This is a genomic window from Alkalihalobacillus sp. FSL W8-0930 (assembly GCA_037965595.1).
GTDB lineage: Bacteria > Bacillota > Bacilli > Bacillales > Bacillaceae_D > Alkalicoccobacillus.
The window spans coordinates 1,949,219-1,970,693 of sequence record CP150183.1; the positions used below are offsets into that span (position 1 = coordinate 1,949,219).

Here is a 21,475-nt window from a genome sequence, read left to right on the forward strand (position 1 = left end):
ATATCTTTTATTCGCTAAGGTTTCCCGCATCGCCTACCACCTCCTGAACGTCAAATAAGCCCTCCACACTTTCAACGGTAAAGGACACAAAGAAGGAATCTCCTCGTTTTTCAACTTCCATATTCGATATCGCCTCGATACGTTCATCGTAAAGAAGGGCTTCCTCAATTACTCGAGGGATCTCCATTTCTTTATACGCGTCAGAAGCCTCCTCATCAGCACACACGGCCTTTAGTTCACTGCCAATGTCATGGCTATAGATTGCATAAGCAAATCGCTCAGTACGTATAGAGAGAATGACAAATTGCTTAATTGCATCAATGCCATCGATTAAACGAGTAGATATTCTTCCGGTGTCGAAATCAATTGCGTACGTGGCTGATGTTTCAATTTCTTCTGAATCTACATCTTCCACAAAATTTAATCCTGGTGTAATCGTCATCTGAACCTCCTAAATGGCATCCAGTACATAAAACGACTGACCACCTTGTAATTTAATCGTCATCACTTTGTCCCCTACTCTCAAAGCATAATCACCAGACCGAAGTCTACGGGGTACCGTTACAAGGTCACCTGGTATGACTAATTTTGCATTAGACTGCAATCTAATTGAGATGGGTGAGACTGTGGCAACCGTTGCACTAATGAGCTCTGTTAATTCCTGAGCTTCACCAGCTTTTTGTAATAGTGACATTAACTCCGTTTCGAAGCTCACTAACTCACCTCCGGTATACGATTATGCTCCACAAGATCAAGAGTCATTGTGTGTTTATTACCATGGAACGAATGTGAGTCTGAATCAACCCAATGCGTTTTATTTAAACCGATCTCATCTATCTTCACACTAACCGGCAAACCGCTTGTTACATCAGGTATGCCGACAGCAATCAGACCTTGTAACTTCTTTTTAACGCCTTTCAATTCTTTCTGTTTATTATCCGCTCGCCGTTGTAGCTGAGCCTTATTCATTTCCTCTGTTACATTTTCGCTATACTGCAGCACACCGAATTTAGAAGCACCGGAATTATCTCGAGCAGTCACAGTGGTTGTTTTTCCATCAACCTCATGTGTCATTTTTACTCGAGTCGCTGATTCCTCAATACTTGTACTGTATTCCCAGCTGATGATATTTCCTGTCTTTCCAGTCTCTAATACCCATATGTCAGAGGGATCCGGCCAAGCTCGCAATCCTAACTTACCTTCAGACGAATACAACTGATAATTACGGCCATTCTGTTCCCTCGTTTGTTTGAGAGCCTTTAAGATGATGTCATACAAACTGGTTTGCTGAGTGATAAGCAGGGATTTAATGACATGGCCCGTATTAATGATTGAAGTCATAGGGATATCAAAGTCATTGCAAATGCGTCGAACAATTTGATCTGCGCGTTGATTTGTAAAAACATAGACATCATCGTTACGTACGATGTACGTAAGCATATCAAGCGCTTCAAAAAAGAGCGTATTGCCACGAGGGATACGACTAAACACCACGCCTCTAAATAACTCTTTACCTTTCCATTTCAAAAGAATGGTGTCGCCCTCTTCAACGCTAAAATATTTGTCATTACCCTGCTTCGTCACGATAGTTGCTTGAACCTTACGTGGCGCTTGAAACCTCTTGCCTTCCCACTTCACTTCACCCTCAACAACAAGCTCAAGACGCTCGGTTGACTTCACATTCCAAATTTCAATACTCATATGTCACCTCCTAATTGATGTATTGGAACGGCAAAGACCTTGTTTATGGCATTGCATACAATTCTTAAATTCATTCCATGAAGTAACTTTCTATAACTAAATCACTCCTAAAAACTCCTAAAAACATGTGATTTTCTTATTAATGCGGGTATGGTAAAAATGTAACCACATTTTTTATAAAGGAGGAGTTAGCAATCGAAACTTTCCTATTTTTCGGTATTATGATATTGACGCCTGTTATATTAATAGGTGGGGGCTTAGCAGCAACTATCTATGGAATTAAAAACATTCGCGAAAATTAAGAAAAAACCAGGCATTATGCCTGGTTTTTTCTTAGAGATAATCATTATATAAAAACATCAACTATATCAAGTCAAAAAGAAGCCTAATGCTTCTTAATTGGTTCTTCAATTATTCTATTTACCTCCCAACCACGATAGTATCTGTTTCTAAGTGCACCTTCGCGAACACCGAGGAGTGCTGCCCATTCATCAATATGTTTTGTTTCACCTTTGTAGGTGAGCATTAAAGATCCTTGATATTTTCTAGGTTCAGTTAGTTGTGCTCCATAATGACCTTGTTTTAACCTACTTCTTAACGTGGCAACAGAGAGGTTTAATCTCTTTGCAAGATCTAACAATCGAAGTTTTTCTCCTTGATAATCAATGTATGAAGTATTCCTCTTATTCATTTGCTGATCCTGCATGGTAATCCATTTACAGTTGTTAAAAGAATAATCATCATCTACGTTTATTCTTTCAATTGTAAGATTGTTAGAATAACTTCCCCCCATGTCACTATAGAAGTTTGAGAAATCATGCCATCTCGAAACAACCTTTATGCCTCGTCCTCCGTAATTCTTAAAATCTTTCGCCTTAGGTTCGTGACATCTTTCAATCATGTGTGACCAAATACGATAAATTCTAGTATTCGATTTACCATGTTTGAGATTTGAATCACCCATTTGTTTGGCTTTCTGTGAATCTATAATTACTTTCCAACAGCCGCAGCTTTTAATTCTCTTTTTCCTAATCCCATCCCCATGAACTAACTTTTCATTACCACATTCACATAAGCACATATAATAGCGTTGTTTGGCTTTGCCTGGAGTAACTCTTTGATATACTTTTTTAACAGTTAACCAGTGAGATACTGAACCTATCCATTTTTTTGAAATAACATTATCTTCATCTAATTCTTCAAACAAATCACCGTTGAATTGAAGCATGGACATTGAATTCACCCCTCATGATAATTGTATCATTATTACTGGGGAATTCGTAAAGTTTGATTCGGGTATATCCAATGGCCAGGTTGCCGGTTGTTACGCTTATCACGTTTGATCATCATTGCCTTGTTTGCATTCCAGATCTTTCGCCAATCAGTATTTTTACCGTACTGCCTCCCTGCAATCGCCCAAAGAGTGTCACCTTTTTTTACTTTATACGTTTTATCAGGCTTCTTAGCAGGCCGTTTTGCTGCAGCTGGTTTTTTCGGTGCTGCTTTGACTTTAATCTTTCGTGGAGTAGCGACCTTATATTCTTTAAGAGAAATTGAGTAATCTCGATCGCCTACTGCACTCTCACCCTCTGACCAATCAAATGCCTCAAGACTACAATTAAAATTGATCTTGGTACCAGTAACGATAAGACGGATTGGTTCGTTTTTATTCCTCCACTTTTCAAGTGTCTGAATGCAGTTTTCAGGTGATGGGAATCCCTTGTATTCACATATAGGTGAATGTCGCAATGGAAAAAAAGAATCCAAGCTAATTTGCTTGGATCCTTGTTCTTTAATAAATGTTAATTCGCCGAGCTTGTCTACCTCTACTGAATCAGACTGCATGTTGCTTGTTAATTTAATGGCTTCCGGAAGAACAGGGAGCCTAAGCTTTTCCTTCCCTTGCGAAAGCCAAATTTCATACTTCGATTTAGCCATTACTTAGCACCCCCACGGTTCCATTTAAACGCATATTTCTAAACACTGCGGCAAGATCATTTTTAATGATTGCAGCCAATTTCTCCATATCGGCTTCATTATGATAATGATTGTCCCCAGTGATGTTGATATGAACTGTCACATCACCTTCTTGAACGGTAGAGCTTGAGTTATCAATCTGACTTGATGAATCGATAGAAGGACAACTGGTTAAACCAATCTCCTGTGCCACGGATTCAGGCAGATCGTAGTCACTATCTCCTTGATCGATGACTTGCATACCAAGATCGGCAGCTGCCTGATTTAGAAGATAACGACCTCTAATTCCTCGTTCAGTTGGAATGATCCACTCACGACGACCACCCTCACCGACACGAGCGATCTGTTCATTCGTAATCAAGCCACCGTTAGCATAACCACGGTACGCTCCACCGTTACGCATAGAACGGATACCAGGAACATTAGAGATATCGCCGTAACGAGACTGAATGTAGCGAATAGCTGCGGCTGTGTTATGAACAGGATTATAGATATCATCCATGCCAGCAAGCTTATGAGCATTGAATGTTGGATCTATTGTCTGCATGAGACCTTTTGATGGGGTACCACGTTTAGCGTTACTATCCCAGTTGTTGATCGCTCGAGCATTTCCACCACTTTCTTTCATAGCAATGGTCACGAGAGGATCAATCCAGTCCTTGCCTACACCTGTTGCTAACGCTGCTTGAGCCACCGCACTTCTGGTCGATATATCCGCACCAGAACCGCCAAATAAAGCATTTCCTCCACCCATTGGGTTAAATGCCACACCATTTCTCCGTGTCTCATAGTGGACGTGTGGACCGGTACTGTTTCCTGTTGAACCAACAAGTCCAATGATCTGACCTCCAGTAACCATGTCGCCCTGCTTAACAAGGTTTTTGGAGTTATGGCCATACATATACTCAATGCCGTCCGCTCCTTGAATCTTAACCAGATTTCCGTAACCGCCTTGCCATCCACTGAATGTGACCATACCAGGCGCTTGTGAAGGAATAGGCGTGCCCATAGGAGCAGCAAAATCGACACCCTTATGATTGGTTGTACCAATTCCACCTGGAGATTTACGCATTCCAAATCCAGATGTCATTGTGAAAGGAGATCCGAAGTCTGGGGCCATACCTGTATACGCACTAATTAAGCCATCTACCTGCTTATTAGCGAACTTTTTAAGGTCTACCGCATCTAACCCTTTCAAGATTCCGAGTGATGTCCATTCACCTAAGCCAAACATGACACGTGAAGGCGAATGAATACCTAGTCGCTCTTTAAAAGTGGATTCAACGGTATCAGCCAAGAACTGTGCAGCCTCTTTGACCTGTGAACTATGTGATCGCATACCTGAAACAAATTCAGATATTGTACCAGTTCCCCAGCTGCTCCCTTTCGCTTGTGTATCATTGAAAGGAGTATGGACCTGTGTTTGCAGATAAGAATCCGTTCCGGTTTGTGAAGCATCTTGACCTGATCTAAATGCAGTCACCGTATTTCTACCGTGTGAAGGAGCCTCTGATTCAATTGCATTGAATGGTCTAGTCACCTGTGATGCTAAGTAAGTGCTAGTGCCTGTTTGTGATGAATCTTGACCACTACGGAATCCCTGTACAGTACCCGAACCATGCGCAGATGCTCCACCTTGAATGACTTCAAACGGTCGTTTCACTTGATTGTGCAAGTGAGATTGAGTACCTGTTGCTGTGCCATTCTGACCGGCACTGAAAGATTGCACCGTTCCGGATCCAAAGCCAACAGCATCTTGCACAATACCTTGCATCGGGTTACTGATGTTACGCTGTTTCCAAGCTGATAACGAGATTGTGTTCCCGTTCACACCTGCAGATACAGCTTCACTAAACTGCTGACCATAAGCATTCGCTTCACTTTGCATGTTTGCTGTACGAACAGCATCCAACGAAACGACCGCAGATACGGCAGCAGGTTGAGTACCAGTCGAAGGTGAGCTAGCGTTAATTGATCCACCAACTAAACCACCGTTCGCATAAGGTCTTACACCAAGCGCAGATCCTGTTTGCTCGTAAAGATCAAGAGCACGACTTCTACGGTTTGCCGATAAAGGAATAATAGCCTCTGGTCCCGCTTCACCAACTAAACCAACATGAGGACGATTAATGAATCCACCGTTTGCATAAGCTGGCGTGTGACCACTAGAAGCAGAATGCCTTGTCGGGGATGTTTTCTGTTGGCTTGCTGTGGTCGATGCGTTACCAGTAGCTTGGCCACTCTCTCGACCTTCCTTAAACGGTTGCGTTACATTCTTATCAAACCAAGAACCAACATTGCCAAGAATACCTTTACCCCAATCTAGAACGTTGCTCCATTTATCTCCCCACCAGTCTTTACTAAACAAGGAATCAGAGATTGAAGTACGTACACTGTCCCAGATCGATTGAGCACTATCCCATTTATCCTGAGACCATCCTTTTACGGATTCCCATTTGTTGTTCCACCAATCTCCGCTAAAGATGGTTTCTCCTATCTTAGTGGTTACGGAATCCCAAATGGATTGAGCGCTATTCCATTTGTCTTGTGTCCAGGATTTTACTGACTCCCAATGTCCTGACCACCATTCGCTGTTAAAAACAGTATCGGAAATGTTAGTGGCAATAGAAGTCCAAATACCTTTTGCGCTGTCCCACTTGCTTTGCGTCCAGGACTTAACATTCTCCCACTTCTCTAGCCACCATTCAGAACTAAAAACGGTCTCTTCAATGCCAGTCTTAATCTTATATCCAAGTCCACCGATCTGGATGGCTTTCTCTGCAGACCAAGCCTTAACGTCTTCCCATTTTTGATTCCACCACTCACCATTAAAAACGGTGTCATTAATAGCGTTAAGTGTTCCCTGCAACCAGGAGCCTTCGTATAGCTTTTTGGTACCCTCAACTGTTGAATCCCAGTTCCCTGACCACCATTCCGCATTAAAAACGGTGTTATCTAATGCCGAAACAGTCTTATCTAGCCAAGAACCTTCATACAGTTGTCGAGACCACTGAGCTGCTTCAGCCCATTTAGCACTCCACCACTCTCCACTAAAGAGAGTCGTTTCAAGTAGTCCGAATAACTCCCCGATCTGATTAGACCACCAACTAAGATCCGTTAATTTAGAAGCGTACTCAGTAATCTCGGCCCATTGACCGCTCCACCAATCGCCGTTAAACAACGTATCTCCAATTGCAGTGATGCCTTTGTCCAACCACGAGCCCTCGTAAAGAGCGGATGTTCCTTCAGTAATAGAAGACCATTTGCTTGACCACCAAGAGCCACTAAAAACCGTATCTCCTATTGCGTTAACGGTTTTCTGCATCCAAGAGTCTTCATAAAGGACTTTTGCGCCTACTTTAGTCGCGCTCCACTGTTCGGACCACCAATCTTTATTGAACATGGTATTTTTAATGCTATCGATCACGCCAATGTCCTGCAGATATTGACCAAGTTTGGATCCACCAATCGAACCGGCAATCCCTCCAAGAATTCCTCCAACAATAGTTCCCACACCGGGGAAAACGGAACCGACTAGCGCACCTGTTGCAGCACCACCAGCCATTCCTCCAAGAGCTCCACCTGCAACAGATGCTTTTTCTTCATCAGGTGCTCCCACAATTGCTGCAGCTGATAAACTGGTCCCTAATAGAGGAATCCCTTTCAAACCACTTGTCATCCATTTAGGTAGGAATGAACGTTTAGGCATCTCGATTGTAGTGTTTTTTGGTCCACCCGTTGGTAGTGTCGGCTGCTTAGGATTTATAGGACCCGTACCTTTACCATGAGGTGCAAATGCAGAGAACAGACCGAATAGTGAAGCCCATTTACCTCCACCCTTTGGTGCTCCTGGTCCTTTAGGTGGTTTTGGTCCATTTTTGCCGAACGTCTTACTCCATACAGTGGAAACACCATCTTTAAGGTGTTTCGCGCCTCTCCCTAGCCCTACTGCTATATCTTTAAAAGGTTTTAGAGCCATTAAAATCTTTCCAACAATTACACCAGCAATTAAATTACCTAGTAATGCTGATGTATTTGCACCATCTTGTACCCACTCTTCTTTCCCTATAACATTTCCTACATTGGATTTAATTGCAGTTACGTTAACATCCCATAATTTTTGAGCTAACCTCATTGATAAGTCAGCAGGGTCAATAGAATCTATGAAACTATCAACAAATGAACGACTTGCCATAGCGCCAGCAGTAACAAATTCATTATTTGACTCGTCTTCCACTCCAAGTAGTCCACGAATTAGACCGCCCATGACACTTCCATAAGTGGAACCAACTGATTCTGCGCCGGCTATTAAACCAGGAGCTCCTTTGTCACCCCACCATGCAGCAAATTCTTCCTGAATGTTTGGCCAAACAATATCCCATCGAGCCTTGAGTGATAGATCACGATATTGATCAAGTTCTTCAAAGCGCTTTGATGCCTCGGGATCGTCTTTAAATTGCTCTCTAAGCTCAGTCGTCGTTTCACCTGGGAAAAGGATACGCAATTGATCTCCCACAAAACCAAAGGTTTTACTCATTGGATTCATGACAGCTTCTGCGAAATTCTCCCCTGCTACTTGCATTTGTTTGGTCATATCAGCGATAACATATGCATTCTCGCCACGCCATGAACGGAAGCTTTCTAAAGCAGGTTGAACTACACTTGCAAGACCTGCTCCCCAAGGCATGATGATCGCATTATTCATGAATGACTTAACGCCAAGAAACAAGTTAGCAAGGTTGTCTGACATCTTGATCATCATGTCATCAAAGCGTCCGAATTCCTTCGTCGCTTCTGGCCAGATCTCGGAAATGTCTTTACCGCTTTCAGCAAGACCCTCTAATTTTGCTCTTGAAGCACCAGAAATAGCCCCCATCTCTTGGAGTGCTGCAGTAGCATCTCCAATAGGACGACCATTTTGTAATCCATCATATAAACGACCAACCCATAAGGAGACATCCGCAAATGGCTTTTGTGTTCCAGCTGCTATATCCCCAACCAATTTCATTCCATCTCCTGCAGCTAAGGCTCCATCCGTAAAAATTTGAAGCACTCGAGACGCTTCAAATATTTCATCACGGGCAAATGGGGTCTGTCCTGCGAATGAAATTAAATCATCTAGTCGTTGATCAGCTGCTTCCCTACTACCTAACAACGTTTCAAATGCTGTAGTCATATTCTGACGATCAGCGGTAGCTCTTAACGGAGCAACCACACCTCCGTAAGCACCGGCTCCTACACCTAACATAGCCCCAGTACTTGAAGCCATTCCACTCAGCTTACGCAGCGGTCGTGTAGCATAGTCAGCAATCTTAACGGTCATTGTAAAAGTTCGATTTAGATGAGAATTTGCATATCCGTAAATTTTACGTGCGCCTGGTGTGGCACGATCTATTAAAGATGCTGTCATTGCATAAGATCGCGCCAAGGTACTTCGAGCATGAGAGGACATTCGGTTAACTTGCGCTGTTAAGCGATCAAGTACACCAATGGTCGCTGTGTATCCTCTACCCAACGTCCGCTTAGCAAAGCTATTCACTCGATTGATTACTTTAGTAGATTCATCTTTTGCTTGAATATTAAACTCGTAATTTCTTCCGATCAGACTACGCTTAATACGAGCTGAAATACTTTCAGTAACAGCAGTGATACGATCACGTGCCGTAAAATTAACATCAACGGTTTTTGGTATCGCACGATTAACCTTCGCTCGAGTCTGATTGATTTTTCGATTGAGCTTTCTATCATCTGCATCCAGGATAGTGACTCTGTTCTTGGGAAGAGCGCGCTCAATCTTCTTATTAACAGAATCAACAGTCTTTACAAGCCCTTTCCCTTCGCCCAAAAGCATTGTGGTATGCTGCTTTGGCGTGGCTTTAAGTCGCTTATTCGCCTGCTCTACAACTCGTTTAGTAGAGTCCTTTGCATTAAGATGCATCGTATGGTTATTGGACCGATCTAATTGTTTATTGATCTTCGCCATTGCAGGAGTGATGCGATCAACCGCTCCAAGTTTTATACGATCTAATTTTTGCGCTAACGCCTCAGCCTTCTCCAAACCCCGTGTCATACGCTCAAGCTTCTTGGAGATGCGATCCTCTAGATCAAATTTAGCTGTAAACTTCGCCATTGTTTGTCCTCCTTTCTCCTAGCTTCTAGCCATTTCTTTTCTCTCTTTTTCCTTTTGTTCCATTTCAATAGACAATGAAGCGAAAACAAATGCCTTTCTTTTCTTGTCACCAGTCAATACATTGAAGACCTCAGAGGGATCCCATCCTTTCACCATTAACATGTAATGTGAAAAGACGGCATCTTTATCCCCTGACTTAATTAGTTTTTTGCTGCTTCTTCATCCTGTACATCCTCAGACTCTTCGCCATAACCGTTAACTAACATTGCCCGGTCAATCCAGTTGCTGTACTCCCCACCGATTGAAAGCATTTTTTTAGCTGCAGTAATCGCATCTTGAGTACCATAGGATTTTAGAATTTTAGCATCTGAAAATTTAGGATAGATAGTGGATTCGACCGCAATTGCTGCTGAAAAACGTTCGTTATCAAAGTCTTTTTGGCCACGACGTTTACCTTTTGTAATTGTTTTCGTATGGAACTTTTGTAAATCCTCAATCCGCTCGGTAGAGATCGCTTGAAAAACAAAAGGAATCGGTTCTCCATTTTGATCTTTGAAACGACGTGTGATAATTGCTTTTTCTTTCGGTGCCTTAGCTTCATTCCCTGATAAGAAGAAAGACATATCATATAGTTCTGCTTCCTCTTCTTTTGCTTCTACCTCTTCGTTTACTTTGTAACCTTGATCTTCAGTCATATTCAATCATGCTCCTTTTATTTGAGTTTAGTTTTAATATAAAAAAGGGCCGAAGCCCTTTTGATTAACGGAAATTATTTGATAAGCCTTGTGGCATGTCAAAGTCATCGAATGTGAATGGCACTTCTTCCTCAAGACCCTCTGAATCAACATCGAGTGCAGCAATTCGCACAGAATCAATGTTCACATCAAACAGGGTCACACGTTGAGTACCTCGGCGCGCCCCTTTATCGTCATTGACGACTTCAACAGTGAAGTACTCGTCAATACCAGTACGCTTGTAATCAACCATCATTTTTACGAATTGAGAAGTAACCTTGTGCAGTGTCATAGTACCTGAACCACTGGCACCAAGTGTCTTATTTCCCGACATGACACGTCCTAAGATCTTCTTTTGAGTTTTTTCTTTCTCGACGTTCGCTTCAATGTTGGTTACTTGAGCAAGTTCTTGTCCATTCCAAAATACTCGCCCCTCTTTACCACTAACAATATTTTGCGCTTTAAATGTCAATTAGCTCACCTCCACATCAAGATATACTTTTTCAACAGAGTCTACAGGTTGTACAGCGATTTTCACCATCACACTATCACCTGACATTAGTGAAACAACCACATCCTCTTCAGGATCGAAGTTTTGAATTGCTCCAGCTGCTTGCAACTCATTCATATACTGAACAATCCCTGTACGGATGATAGACTCTCCATCTTCATTACCAGGGATATCCGCTCCACCTTGCTTAGCCTGAAGGATGATCGCTTTAATACCAGAACGTAAATCATTGTTAATCGCATCAATGATACGGACGATTTTATTCTTAGCGAATTTCCCTTTTGCAGCAGAGTTCAAATCTTGCTCGACACTAACAGTGCGATCCGCAGGATCAAACGTGAAGATGAACTCGCCATTCTTCAAGCGCTTGACGATTTCAGCATTATCTAAACGTACTGATACATCTGCTGCGCCTTCGTATACAACAGATGTGAGAGCTTGTAGAGTGCTCGCTCCTGCCGTTGCTCCAGCGACCCATGCAGTAGCTTCCGGATTAGTTAAAACTCGTCCAGCGTCCAATTGAACACTGCTAGTGACGTTGATAATACCTTCATATGAACCGTTATAGTCGGCGATAACGCCCTGAACCTTAATACCAACCTCTTCGCGCATACGACGGATGAATGATGCTGCAGTAACTTTCAACGCTTCATCAGCCACAGGGAAAGCGACTGTGTTAAAGCTCTCTGTCTCGAGTGCAGATAGAAAACCTGCATAAGCCTGAGGTGTCACAGCTCCATCAGAACCACCTTGCAGGTAGACACCAACAGTTGGATCTAATGAACCGGTACCACGAAACTCAACGTAGGCATTTGATTGTAAATCGGCAGCAGAAGCAACCGTTTGACGTTCCACCTGAGCCTCATCAAAGAATGTCTCTACATCAAATAATTCGCTATCCAATACGTTTGGAGATACACGAATCATGATGCTTTCACCCTTTTTCCCTCCGTAGATTGCAGATACAGAAGAATCAGGACCAATTGAACCAGTAGCTTTCTGTCCATCATTCAAACGATATACAAGTACGGTATTGCTGCGTTTCTTTGCTTCACGCACTAAAAGCATACTCGGATCAGATAACCCTACTCCTAGCTTATTGATCGCATCAGCATCGCTAGAAATTTCAATGATCTTGTTAGGGACACCCCACGATAAGATCACTGGCAGTGCAGCACGACCTCGATCGCTACCACTAATGCGCGTTTGGGCCTTCTCTGTAAAACGTGTGTAAATCCCTGGACGCGTCTTTTCGACACCAGGTTGAAATGTTCCACCATTCATTACGCTTTCGCCTCCTTGCTAAGATCACGAGCTAGAAACTCATCAACTCGTTTTCTCGCATCAGTTTTTGTAATCTGTAAATCTTTGCAATCAAAAAGAGCACCATCGAAAACCTCTGGATTGACTCCAAATGCTTCTCGACAATGCTCTCTTAATTGAATGATGTGGTACTTTGGTTCATTCGGTTGAACCGGTTCCGGTTCAGTTTGAATTACTGCCTTTGCCTCAACCAAATCTTCCTTGGTCAGGGCTTTATTTTTGCTTGATGCTCTATTACTCACTTTTCATACCTCCTTCTAGGGTAAAATTCTCAATGTTCACGTAATCTGGACGTACATATTGGTAAGGACTCGACCATTGAAAAACCATTGTTGCTGATGCACCGTCACCTGGCCGTACATCGATACGGCTAATTCGAACGAAATTGTCTATTTCTTCACCGTTATCGTCAATCATAGGCATATACATCCTTTTTCGTTCGCATTCGTCATGGAGCGATTCTGCGACACTCACAGCTAAAGGCTGATTTGAGTGAAACAGTTTGAGATTAAGCGTATATGACTTTGAGTAGGTACTGAGCGAAGATGCCCCACCACCAAATGAGGCCAAGGGAGGTACATAAAAAGACGGCACCTTAAAATCTTGTGGTACCTCATTCACATAAACGGTTGATGGGAAGTGTTCCAGAAGGAACCGGACAATTGCTGCAACTTCTGGGTGTAATGCGTTCTCATTCATGCTCTACCCTCAAATGTGCTGTCGATCCATCCTTGCAGCTTCTTTTCCAAAGACCGTTCAAACATTTTCTGAAAGATGAAATTTGCATTATCCCAGTAACCGGTACCGTCCACCCATTTGATCTTAAGCAGCATTCCATCTTTACTAGAAGGATCGTAAATGAAACGACCGTTGGTCCAGCGGCCTGGTACCCACCGTCGATCTTTACCGCTACTTGGATCAACTGTAAAGTGGCCATCGTTAACAAAAGAAGCATACTCCACGTTGGTTCCAACCTCTAACGTCAGTCCGCCTTTACTGACAGACCACACGTTATCAGAATCACCTTTACCAAAGCTATTTAACAAGCGCCTGGTATCAACCGTCTTTGTACGGATGATTTCATTCTGAATCTCATCTAAGAATTGAAATGCAGATGCTTCACCCCAAAGCTTTATCTCCTCTTTCACACCGCTCTTTGCTGCCTTATTTGCGCTTTTAATAAACTTGTCTAACCCTGCAAACCCCTTCTTACTCATAACGTATCACTCCTTGTTGCCGTTACAATGATATGATGCCCCCTAACATCTTTAGGTTGTTGCAGCTTATAGGAAGCACCAGACCACTTAACTGTATCGTTTAGCTTAATGTCGGTACCTGCAGGGAACGTAACTCTCATACGTTGTAAAAAGGTTGCCTGCGGCTGCCCTTGCACAACATCTTGAGTAAGCTCTTGAAAATGACAAGGAACACCGCTACTAATTGGCTCCTCTGAGAACTGGTTAGGCTGCTCAATTTCAATACCGTAACTCTTTTTCGGAGTTACGGCGGCTAACCTATACACATCGCATGTATGAACAAGAAAATTCTCTAAGCTCATAATGGACGCATCCTGAATCTAGGTTTATTCTCTACTGGAATAGGTAGAACGATATAATCGCGCAGCAAGATTGATAGATCCGGCTTTCTGATAGTTTCCCCATCCGCTAGCGTGTACGAATAGTTTTCGAATCTCTCAGATTTATAGCCTTTTGTGAGAGATTCATCAGAATTATACAGCGCATAAAACTGAGCCAACTTACAAAGAGCAAGCTTCACCTTATGAGGAAGCGGATCATACAACTCTTTATCTGAGAAATCATGGCCAACAATGTTCTCCACCTCAACGGTTGCTTCAAGAATATCGTTACTAAGCTGCTCATCTGCTCTTTTCTTAACCTTCGCAAACACTGAGTATGCTCGAACGTCCTCTGGAGTAACCAACATTACTCAAGACCCGCTTCTTGTGCGATCTCCTGCAACTTGAGGATTAAAGCAACACGCTCTTGAGCGTTTTTCGCTTGACCAGGATCACCGTTCAGAGATTGAATGATTCCCTCTTGTTCAGCTTGTTTTAACTTCAATAAGTCTTTCTCGGTATACGATCCAGGAGGATTGTTTTCTCCATTCTCACCAGAAGGAGTTTGATTACCCTCATTCTTGGTGTGCGTTCCATGATCCTTAAAATTATCAGAATCTGAACGCGAGACCAGAAAGAACTCGTTCCCTTTAAGATACTCCCCTAAATCATCTGAGACAGAACGAGGGACACCAGCTTTAAAGATAGTCCCCCCCACGTCAAATGACTTACCCTTTTTAGGATCTAACGTGACTTCAAACATGTATTACATCTCCTTCACGTTAACAATTTTTGAAACAGCATCCTCTTCCTCGAATACACTGTCCAATTTAGCAGTAAGCACAATGATAAATTTACGAGCACGGATGTCTTTATCTACTTCAATACGAATGTTACGAGAGAACCCAGTGATGATGTTTTTCGGATGTGTCAAGATAATATCTGAAATATCCGCTTCTCCATCATTGATCTCGTAAGGTTGCATAGTTGCGATACCTTGAACAGGAACACCAAATGCAGTTGAACGTCCACCTTGTACTGCAGAATCTCCTAAATTAGTTTGACGGTCAGCGACTCTATCCATCCACTCAATAGAATTACTTGGAGAAGTATAGAATCGGAACTCTTGAGGAACGCGAATGTACTTAGCTGGGATAGCTTTGTAACCACGCTTGAAAATCCCTCTACTAATTGGCTCTAACTGAGCATCAACGATATGGGACACCGCATTTTTTCGGATGCCATTAATTTGAGCTAGGAAAGGGTCGCTAGAACTTTTATCTCCATTTACCAATAACTCTTCAATATCAACGGCAGCACGTTCAACGATTTGCTGCATGAGAGTATCTTTTAAACTCTCTTTCTCAATGTTATTTTCTAGCGTGTCATAGGTAATATTAATCTCAGCAATAACTTCTTTTGCGTTAAGATTTACTGTACTGGTGGTTGGCACTGCCTTTTGATCTTCAGATAGTGGCACTCCTTCAGCACCAGGACGAAGGATCCGCTGTCCAAACCCAATCTTCTCAATCTTTTGTGTGTCATGATCCATAGGGATAACACGTGAGTCTTTTAGAATTGTTGGTGTGTCTTGGATCATTCTAATGAATTTACTCGCTTGAGTCGGATTCATTAGTCCACCCGTTTGGAGAGAACTCAGCGTCATAGCCGCTTTCTCAATAATTTGTTGATTAGTCATTCTTGACATGAAAATGCTCCCTTCTTCGGCTTAGAACAAGCCATCCCACATTGATTTTTGAACTGGTTCTTTTGGATTGTTGTTATCTGAATCATCTTGCTTGGAAATACCACGGGCTTTTTCAAGCTTCGTGATACGGTCAGATACAGGCTCGATCGCTTTAGCAACGGCTTTTGTCACAACTTCGCTCAAATCCTCGTTGGTATCGCCTGTACCACCTTCAGGATCAGTTGGATTGTTCTCTTCTTGTTGCTTCTCTATTTCGTCAATACGAGCAGTCACAGGCTCCAACGCCTTCGCTACTGCTGCGGTAATATCTTCTGGTTTCAAATCGTTTTCCTCCTTCTGGACCTTATCGGCCAAAGCTTTTTGAATATCTTCCTGTGTCTCAATTTCATTGATTAACTCTGCAAATTCACTTGCAGCATCTTTAATTCTTTGAAAGTCTGCGATATCCGGAGTGCGGTTATCCCAGCGCGATTGGTCAAATTCTAACTCAAGAGCACCCCACGCAGCCCATAAATTGCGTTGTTTCTGATTTTCTTTATATTTCTCACGTACTGCGCCTTTTTGGATCAATTCTCCAGTAAAGAATTCTTTCAAAACTTTAAACAGACTCTTCTCGGATTTGTCTGATGTTCCTGTCGTACCATCACTTTTCTCAATGGTTTCAGCAAGACCAGCCATACTAAATCCTGTTACGTCACCCTTTTTAATAGATTCCCAGCTGTCTGCATCTGAGACCTTAACGGTCATAACCCACGTGCCGGCTGAGATGTCCTCATCACCTAGCTTCATTTCAGTCTTAGCAATCCAAGACTCGACGACCTCACCGACGTTTGAAGTGAAGTCATGCTGCTTATCAATTTGACGATAATCAGAAAGAAATTGATGAGCTGCTTTTTCAATCTCGCTTGCTGTCATGTAATCCTCATGAGCGTCCAACACATCAGGTTCATAAACAACACCAGTAACAAGCTGTTGTTCCTCATTGGACTTTACAATTTTGACTTCTTTATTAAAGTCAGGTTGCTTGTCCGATTTCATAATGGCGAACTTCTTACCATTTGCCCCTTTGTTTACCAAAGACACATGAGTGATCTGAGCATTTGTTAACTCTCTCGGCATTTTTGTTTCACCTCCTTTCAAAATTAAGAGACGCCAAGCTCTTCGAGAGCCTGACGTCGTATCTCTTCTTTTTCTTCTTTGCTCAATCCAAAAATGTCCTCATCCACTTCGGGACCAAGGACACAATGACAACTTATACGTTCTTTAGCACTCAGCCTAGTATCTCTAGGATGCTGAGCAAACTCACCGCTATCAGGAATCTCAAAATCCTCGTCTACTCCTACAACTGTTCCATCGAGGGCCATATGATTCTGTCTTGGCGTAATGCTTTTCACACCGCTATGCTTCCAACGCTTGCCTGTAACTGCAGGAGATTGACTGAAACTCTCTTGATGAGCAACCGATGAGGCCGTTAGGACTTCTGTTATAGCTGTTTTCCTTGCCCTATCACGACTGAAATCAGGAAGCTCCGCAAGTTCAGACTCAATTTTGCCAATTCCATGACCCTCTTTTATTCCCTCTACAAAGATCTTTTCGACTGATTTCTGACTGGAGGTCTGCATTAATTCTCCTAATTGTTCCGACCATTCCTCAATCCATGTGGTTGATCGGGAAGAAAGCACTTCAAACTGTATGTCTTGATCAATGGCATCCATAATTACACCAGCGAACTCCTCTATAGTCATCTGAAGGAAACGAGAAGCCTCTTCTGCTAGTTCTGCAGCAAACAAATCTGCATCAAAAAATTCACTCTGCAGGTACGAGAGTATGGCTTGAAGCGTTTCCCCATCATCTTTAGCAACAAATGAGCTCAGTAAATCTAAATACCTTTTACGCTGCCTTCTCAGAAGACGCGCCACAGTGGTTTCGAAATCCTCAACTAATTCCTCAACCTTGTCCTTACCCGGGAAGACAGGCAGATCATCACCAAGCGATTGGTCATCCTCTGTCTCTTTACGAATAAATGAGTTAATGTTTTTTAGAAGCCTTATGACATTAGCCATTTTTGACATCCTCAAGAAGGTCCCTTACATCCTTCAATATGGAGACCAACTCATTCTGCTGCTGAGATCCATTAGATTTTTGCAATGGCAGCAGACTTGGTGTGACAGACCCTTGACTATTCCTAGCCACCGGACGATTGTATAACTCCTCTGGAAACTCTTCTAATGTTTTTCCAAGCACTTTGCCTAAAATGTCTCTTAAGTCGTTCGGTGCAATTGCAAGTGCATTAACAAAAGGCATGAGCACCTTTGCAATTTCAAGCGGATCACGAAAATCAGGGCCTTTAAGCGTAATTTTTGCTAAATTTATCTCTATTGCAGGTAAAAAGAGTGTGTTCAATTTACCTGCAATAGCATTTCGCTCAGGTTGAAACACCTGTTCTTCAGTAATTTTCCGAGCGGTATCAGCTGTCGCTTTATTGTATTCATCTGCCTCACCGGTGTAGAGAGGAGGCAAGCGAAAGGATGAACGAAACTTGCTACGATGAGTTGCATCATATTCAAGAAATAAAGCATCTTTCTGTACCATCTCAGCCAGACTTTTTATCTCAACTTTCACATTTGATTTTTTGTCACCATCAGATTTCAGACTATCATCCTCTGTTACTCCATCAACTTCTAACAATAAAAACTTATGTGCGTTATCACTGCCTTGCAGATCATTCATATAATCTTGAAGATTCTTATATGCCTCATCCGTTAACTGTCCATTTTCAACAAGGATTGCAGCAGGAATGTGTCGCCCGTTCTTAAAGTAAAGGTAATTTAATTCCTCTGCCTTACGAGCTCCATATGCACTTAATAGATGACCGATCCATCTCGGCACACCATAAGTGCCGCTTCCTATTTTAAAATGTATAACTTCAGTTGCTCTGAACGTTTCAGGAGTGTTCTCATCAAATTCTCCAGTGCGCATATCCATCACTCGTTCATCGCCAAATTCTTTAAAATACACTGTTTTACCATTGATCATTTGAGCATATTTTCTAAATGTACGCCACCTTGTTACAGTAACCGGTTTGCCATTTTGCATAATCTGCGTCTGAACTTGAGTCCGAATGGTTTTCTTACAGACTCTCGTATACTTAACATCCATATAGGCGACCTCTGCAGGTACATTCAATCCATCTCGAATCACTTCGAGAAATCCATTTCCGGTCTTTTCTCGATCTTCTAGCATGTATCCGTATTCTATTTCGGAGCTCTCATCTAAATTTTGATATTTGATGAACTCCTCAAGTCTCACCCACTCATCCTCAGCTTGTTTTTTCTTTTCGGATGAAACATCATCGGCGTTAAAGTCAAAAGTATATGCTGGTTGGAAACCAAATCCAACTATATTTGTCTTATACGCATCGATGCACTGCTGCAGGATTGAAGAATACTCCGCTATATTCTTTAATTCTTTAAAACTGTAAGGTGGTTCAATGATGCCTAGATCGTATAGACCCTCGAATTCATCCTCGTACATCTGCTTTGACGAACCACTGACCGTTGATTTAATTACTCTTGCACCAACTTTACTCAATGGGCTTTACCTCCTCTCTCTACGTCCGGAAGGACGTGGTCTGCTAGGTCTGCCTTTCGGTTTATCCTGAACCTTGATTCTGCGCTGCAGTACTTCTGCAATGCCTGTTGTAGTATCCGGTGCATCATCATGATTGTTTTTACCATGACGTTGATATTCATTCATCGCTTTGTAATACTCCGGCCAACGGTTCTTCCAGTCAGACGGGAACAGCACACGTTGCATTACATAAGTTGCGTTACTCAAGATACGAGCTTGTTTGTTCTTGCTTTGGTGGAATGAGTGAAAGATTGTTGGAGATATCAAATACCTCTCTTTAGTGATTCGATTCACACTACGAACAAATCCAGCTCCACCACTGTTCGATTCCATGTAAGCATTATTTACTCTGTGTTCATACAGCTGATCTGCTGTCTCTTCCTCTGTTACCTCCATGCCCTCTTGTGTATATAGGACATCGACAACGTAGGCGTAACCTTGGTATTCCTGCGCCACAATTGAGCACAGATAATCGTCCCCGCCATCAGCTGTATCGGTGTAATTAAATACTTGCTCAGCAAGACTGCTGCCATCTTCTGCAGCAGGAAGTCGATCGTAGGTTTTAAAGCTGGTGTACAGCTTCCCTTTTTGATCAAGCGGACATTGATGGTAGTTAGCCCAAAATACAGCCTCGTCCATTTCTTTTTTAAAATACTCGTATCTGTGCTTAGAGAGAAGGTCTTCACAAAGCATCTCTCCGCTCTTACTCTGTACCTCAATACGCAGCACAAACCATTCGTTCCGACCGTTACCATCAAGGATACGACCGCAAATGTCTTTCTTAGCCCACCTCGTCATATTGACGATCTCGATTGGTCGTCCTCCATCTTCCTCTAAACGAGATAAGAAGGTACCCGTATACCAACGCCACTGCTTATCTAATTCACGCTCGTTGTAGGCTTCCTCGGCATTCTTAACTGGATCATCAACAATAAGGATGTTTCCACCTTTACCTGTCACCGATCCACCGAGACCAGCTCCCTTATACGAGAAATGCGAGCCTTCAAGGGACCACTGTCGGTAAGATGAATCTCCTCGTTTAATCTTGGTATCCGGAAAGATATCGGAGTACACAATTTCAGCTGCAGAATTCTTCTCTTCTGCTATACCATCACGTGTATATCTAGAAAAATCAGTTGCCATATCTTCATTGTAAGAAGCTGTGATAATTTTGTTCGAACGATCTCGACCGAACGACCACTCACAAAACAAAATAAGCGTCCGGGACTTCCCGTGACGCGGTGGCATATTGATTATTAACTTGGTAAAGGGTTCATCGCTATCGGGAATTGCGCCCCAATCAAACTCATGCATGAACCACTTCGGTGCTATATCAGCCGCTAACGAATAAAAGTAAGCCTTAGTTAGCTTTCTATCATATAAGGCCTGCAGCGTCTCAGAATAAAGTCGCAGATACCAACGCTCATCCTTATAAAAGTCAGGAGCTCTCGTCTTGCAATACTCCCAAAAGCTCTCTTTCGAATTGAGGACACGACGCTCCAGTACACGCCGAAGCTTTTCCTCATAAAGAGCTCTAACCCTCATAACTCTTCAACGCCTTCTCAAGGTCCTCATCACTTAGACCACTAAAATCGTAATTATGTGTGGTCACGCTGCCTTTGATCTCAACGTGATCAGTCGCTTTATATCCTGCGCGATCAAGGATATCCTGCAGCAAGTGGGAACGAAGTTCCTGAGCCTTGAGCCAATTGTGCTGCTTCAATCGATAAGGGAACCATTCCTGCATCTCGGCGGTGGCAGTTTTCATTGCCTGAATAGGATTTCGATACTCTTCAGGAGCTGCCTCGAGATGAGTCATCTTTTTATTTAAACGATCTAGTTCAGCAGCTGCTTCCTGATCACGGTGCAAGAGCTCCTCTACATCACGTAGTTGCTCCCAAAGCATCGCGTACGCTTTATTTGCATCTTCGGCCATACGCTCACGGAGGCGGGACATCTCGAAGTCAATTTTTTTCTTTACGTCAACATTTGTCAACAGTCGTTGCCCTTGTGATCGTGCTGTTTTTTGGCTATACCCAGCTGCTATTGCTGATTTTGTCGCATTAAAGCATTGGAGGTATTCTTTTATGAACAACTCCTGCTTTGTATTTAATTCTTTCATGTCACATACACCCGCCTCCTTAATATAATCCGCTAGAGAAATCAGAACAAAGAGCCACCCATT

Annotated in this window: 21 protein-coding genes; all 21 read right to left on the reverse strand. The window is 42.7% G+C overall.

All coding sequences use genetic code 11. The features are described from left to right. Positions 1 to 7 precede the first annotated feature (7 nt). Positions 8 to 442: a DUF2634 domain-containing protein gene (locus NSQ54_10365; GenBank protein ID WYP24741.1), complete on the reverse strand. Its 435-nt coding sequence runs from the start codon at positions 440 to 442 to the stop codon at positions 8 to 10. Positions 443 to 451: 9 nt separating this feature from the next. Next, on the reverse strand, positions 452 to 715 hold the full coding sequence (locus NSQ54_10370; protein ID WYP24742.1) for a phage portal protein: 264 nt from the start codon (positions 713 to 715) through the stop codon (positions 452 to 454). After that, positions 715 to 1,701, reverse strand: coding sequence for a phage portal protein (locus NSQ54_10375; GenBank protein ID WYP24743.1), 987 nt, complete (start codon positions 1,699 to 1,701; stop codon positions 715 to 717). Before NSQ54_10375 ends, NSQ54_10370 begins: the two co-directional genes overlap by 1 nt. A 385-nt stretch (positions 1,702 to 2,086) precedes the next feature. After that, entirely contained in the window at positions 2,087 to 2,935 is an 849-nt protein-coding gene (locus NSQ54_10380) for a hypothetical protein (protein ID WYP24744.1), read from the reverse strand. Positions 2,936 to 2,967: 32 nt separating this feature from the next. Further along, the gene (locus NSQ54_10385) at positions 2,968 to 3,639 is read right to left on the reverse strand and encodes a LysM peptidoglycan-binding domain-containing protein (protein WYP24745.1); all 672 of its coding nucleotides are present in this window, start codon (positions 3,637 to 3,639) and stop codon (positions 2,968 to 2,970) included. Continuing rightward, positions 3,632 to 9,808 (reverse strand): peptidoglycan DD-metalloendopeptidase family protein, encoded by a 6,177-nt coding sequence (locus tag NSQ54_10390; protein WYP24746.1) that lies wholly within the window; start codon positions 9,806 to 9,808, stop codon positions 3,632 to 3,634. Before NSQ54_10390 ends, NSQ54_10385 begins: the two co-directional genes overlap by 8 nt. Before the next feature lie 200 nt (positions 9,809 to 10,008). Next, a complete protein-coding gene (locus tag NSQ54_10395; GenBank protein WYP24747.1) occupies positions 10,009 to 10,503 on the reverse strand; it encodes a phage portal protein in 495 nt (164 codons plus the stop codon). A 64-nt stretch (positions 10,504 to 10,567) separates the two neighbouring features. Next, positions 10,568 to 11,014 (reverse strand): phage tail tube protein, encoded by a 447-nt coding sequence (locus NSQ54_10400; protein WYP24748.1) that lies wholly within the window; start codon positions 11,012 to 11,014, stop codon positions 10,568 to 10,570. Next, a complete protein-coding gene (locus tag NSQ54_10405; GenBank protein ID WYP24749.1) occupies positions 11,015 to 12,337 on the reverse strand; it encodes a phage tail sheath family protein in 1,323 nt (440 codons plus the stop codon). Then, the gene (locus NSQ54_10410) at positions 12,337 to 12,618 is read right to left on the reverse strand and encodes a hypothetical protein (GenBank protein WYP24750.1); all 282 of its coding nucleotides are present in this window, start codon (positions 12,616 to 12,618) and stop codon (positions 12,337 to 12,339) included. Before NSQ54_10410 ends, NSQ54_10405 begins: the two co-directional genes overlap by 1 nt. Next, on the reverse strand, positions 12,611 to 13,075 hold the full coding sequence (locus tag NSQ54_10415) for a DUF6838 family protein (protein WYP24751.1): 465 nt from the start codon (positions 13,073 to 13,075) through the stop codon (positions 12,611 to 12,613). The genes NSQ54_10410 and NSQ54_10415 overlap by 8 nt, the downstream gene beginning before the upstream one ends. After that, the gene (locus NSQ54_10420) at positions 13,072 to 13,593 is read right to left on the reverse strand and encodes an HK97 gp10 family phage protein (protein ID WYP24752.1); all 522 of its coding nucleotides are present in this window, start codon (positions 13,591 to 13,593) and stop codon (positions 13,072 to 13,074) included. The genes NSQ54_10415 and NSQ54_10420 overlap by 4 nt, the downstream gene beginning before the upstream one ends. Continuing rightward, a complete protein-coding gene (locus tag NSQ54_10425; protein WYP24753.1) occupies positions 13,590 to 13,934 on the reverse strand; it encodes a DUF3599 family protein in 345 nt (114 codons plus the stop codon). Before NSQ54_10425 ends, NSQ54_10420 begins: the two co-directional genes overlap by 4 nt. Continuing rightward, positions 13,931 to 14,320, reverse strand: coding sequence for a DUF3199 family protein (locus NSQ54_10430; GenBank protein WYP24754.1), 390 nt, complete (start codon positions 14,318 to 14,320; stop codon positions 13,931 to 13,933). Before NSQ54_10430 ends, NSQ54_10425 begins: the two co-directional genes overlap by 4 nt. Further along, positions 14,320 to 14,715, reverse strand: coding sequence for a YqbF domain-containing protein (locus tag NSQ54_10435; GenBank protein WYP24755.1), 396 nt, complete (start codon positions 14,713 to 14,715; stop codon positions 14,320 to 14,322). The genes NSQ54_10430 and NSQ54_10435 overlap by 1 nt, the downstream gene beginning before the upstream one ends. Before the next feature lie 3 nt (positions 14,716 to 14,718). Next, complete coding sequence (locus NSQ54_10440; GenBank protein ID WYP28536.1) at positions 14,719 to 15,651, reverse strand: phage major capsid protein; 933 nt, start codon at positions 15,649 to 15,651, stop codon at positions 14,719 to 14,721. A 30-nt stretch (positions 15,652 to 15,681) separates the two neighbouring features. Beyond that, positions 15,682 to 16,779 carry an XkdF-like putative serine protease domain-containing protein gene (locus tag NSQ54_10445; GenBank protein ID WYP24756.1) on the reverse strand — a complete coding sequence of 366 codons (1,098 nt, stop codon included), beginning with the start codon at positions 16,777 to 16,779 and terminating at the stop codon, positions 15,682 to 15,684. Positions 16,780 to 16,802: 23 nt separating this feature from the next. Then, complete coding sequence (locus NSQ54_10450; protein ID WYP24757.1) at positions 16,803 to 17,723, reverse strand: phage minor head protein; 921 nt, start codon at positions 17,721 to 17,723, stop codon at positions 16,803 to 16,805. Further along, on the reverse strand, positions 17,716 to 19,251 hold the full coding sequence (locus tag NSQ54_10455) for a phage portal protein (GenBank protein ID WYP24758.1): 1,536 nt from the start codon (positions 19,249 to 19,251) through the stop codon (positions 17,716 to 17,718). The genes NSQ54_10450 and NSQ54_10455 overlap by 8 nt, the downstream gene beginning before the upstream one ends. A gap of 6 nt (positions 19,252 to 19,257) precedes the next feature. After that, the gene (gene terL, locus NSQ54_10460) at positions 19,258 to 20,835 is read right to left on the reverse strand and encodes a phage terminase large subunit (GenBank protein WYP24759.1); all 1,578 of its coding nucleotides are present in this window, start codon (positions 20,833 to 20,835) and stop codon (positions 19,258 to 19,260) included. Next, positions 20,825 to 21,412 (reverse strand): terminase small subunit, encoded by a 588-nt coding sequence (locus NSQ54_10465; protein WYP24760.1) that lies wholly within the window; start codon positions 21,410 to 21,412, stop codon positions 20,825 to 20,827. Before NSQ54_10465 ends, terL begins: the two co-directional genes overlap by 11 nt. Between the last annotated feature and the right edge of the window lie 63 nt (positions 21,413 to 21,475).

Bases quoted from the DNA above. Each gene is read 5' to 3' on its own strand.
- NSQ54_10385 (WYP24745.1), bottom strand. From the start codon at position 3,639: ATGGCTAAATCGAAGTATGAAATTTGGCTTTCGCAAGGGAAGGAAAAG.
- terL (WYP24759.1), bottom strand. From the start codon at position 20,835: ATGAGGGTTAGAGCTCTTTATGAGGAAAAGCTTCGGCGTGTACTGGAG.
- NSQ54_10365 (WYP24741.1), bottom strand. From the start codon at position 442: ATGACGATTACACCAGGATTAAATTTTGTGGAAGATGTAGATTCAGAA.
- NSQ54_10375 (WYP24743.1), bottom strand. From the start codon at position 1,701: ATGAGTATTGAAATTTGGAATGTGAAGTCAACCGAGCGTCTTGAGCTT.
- NSQ54_10395 (WYP24747.1), bottom strand. From the start codon at position 10,503: ATGACTGAAGATCAAGGTTACAAAGTAAACGAAGAGGTAGAAGCAAAA.
- NSQ54_10465 (WYP24760.1), bottom strand. From the start codon at position 21,412: ATGAAAGAATTAAATACAAAGCAGGAGTTGTTCATAAAAGAATACCTC.
- NSQ54_10425 (WYP24753.1), bottom strand. From the start codon at position 13,934: ATGAGCTTAGAGAATTTTCTTGTTCATACATGCGATGTGTATAGGTTA.
- NSQ54_10380 (WYP24744.1), bottom strand. From the start codon at position 2,935: ATGTCCATGCTTCAATTCAACGGTGATTTGTTTGAAGAATTAGATGAA.
- NSQ54_10390 (WYP24746.1), bottom strand. From the start codon at position 9,808: ATGGCGAAGTTTACAGCTAAATTTGATCTAGAGGATCGCATCTCCAAG.
- NSQ54_10415 (WYP24751.1), bottom strand. From the start codon at position 13,075: ATGAATGAGAACGCATTACACCCAGAAGTTGCAGCAATTGTCCGGTTC.
- NSQ54_10450 (WYP24757.1), bottom strand. From the start codon at position 17,723: ATGGCTAATGTCATAAGGCTTCTAAAAAACATTAACTCATTTATTCGT.
- NSQ54_10440 (WYP28536.1), bottom strand. From the start codon at position 15,651: ATGACTAATCAACAAATTATTGAGAAAGCGGCTATGACGCTGAGTTCT.
- NSQ54_10435 (WYP24755.1), bottom strand. From the start codon at position 14,715: ATGTTTGAAGTCACGTTAGATCCTAAAAAGGGTAAGTCATTTGACGTG.
- NSQ54_10405 (WYP24749.1), bottom strand. From the start codon at position 12,337: ATGAATGGTGGAACATTTCAACCTGGTGTCGAAAAGACGCGTCCAGGG.
- NSQ54_10420 (WYP24752.1), bottom strand. From the start codon at position 13,593: ATGAGTAAGAAGGGGTTTGCAGGGTTAGACAAGTTTATTAAAAGCGCA.
- NSQ54_10430 (WYP24754.1), bottom strand. From the start codon at position 14,320: ATGTTGGTTACTCCAGAGGACGTTCGAGCATACTCAGTGTTTGCGAAG.
- NSQ54_10445 (WYP24756.1), bottom strand. From the start codon at position 16,779: ATGCCGAGAGAGTTAACAAATGCTCAGATCACTCATGTGTCTTTGGTA.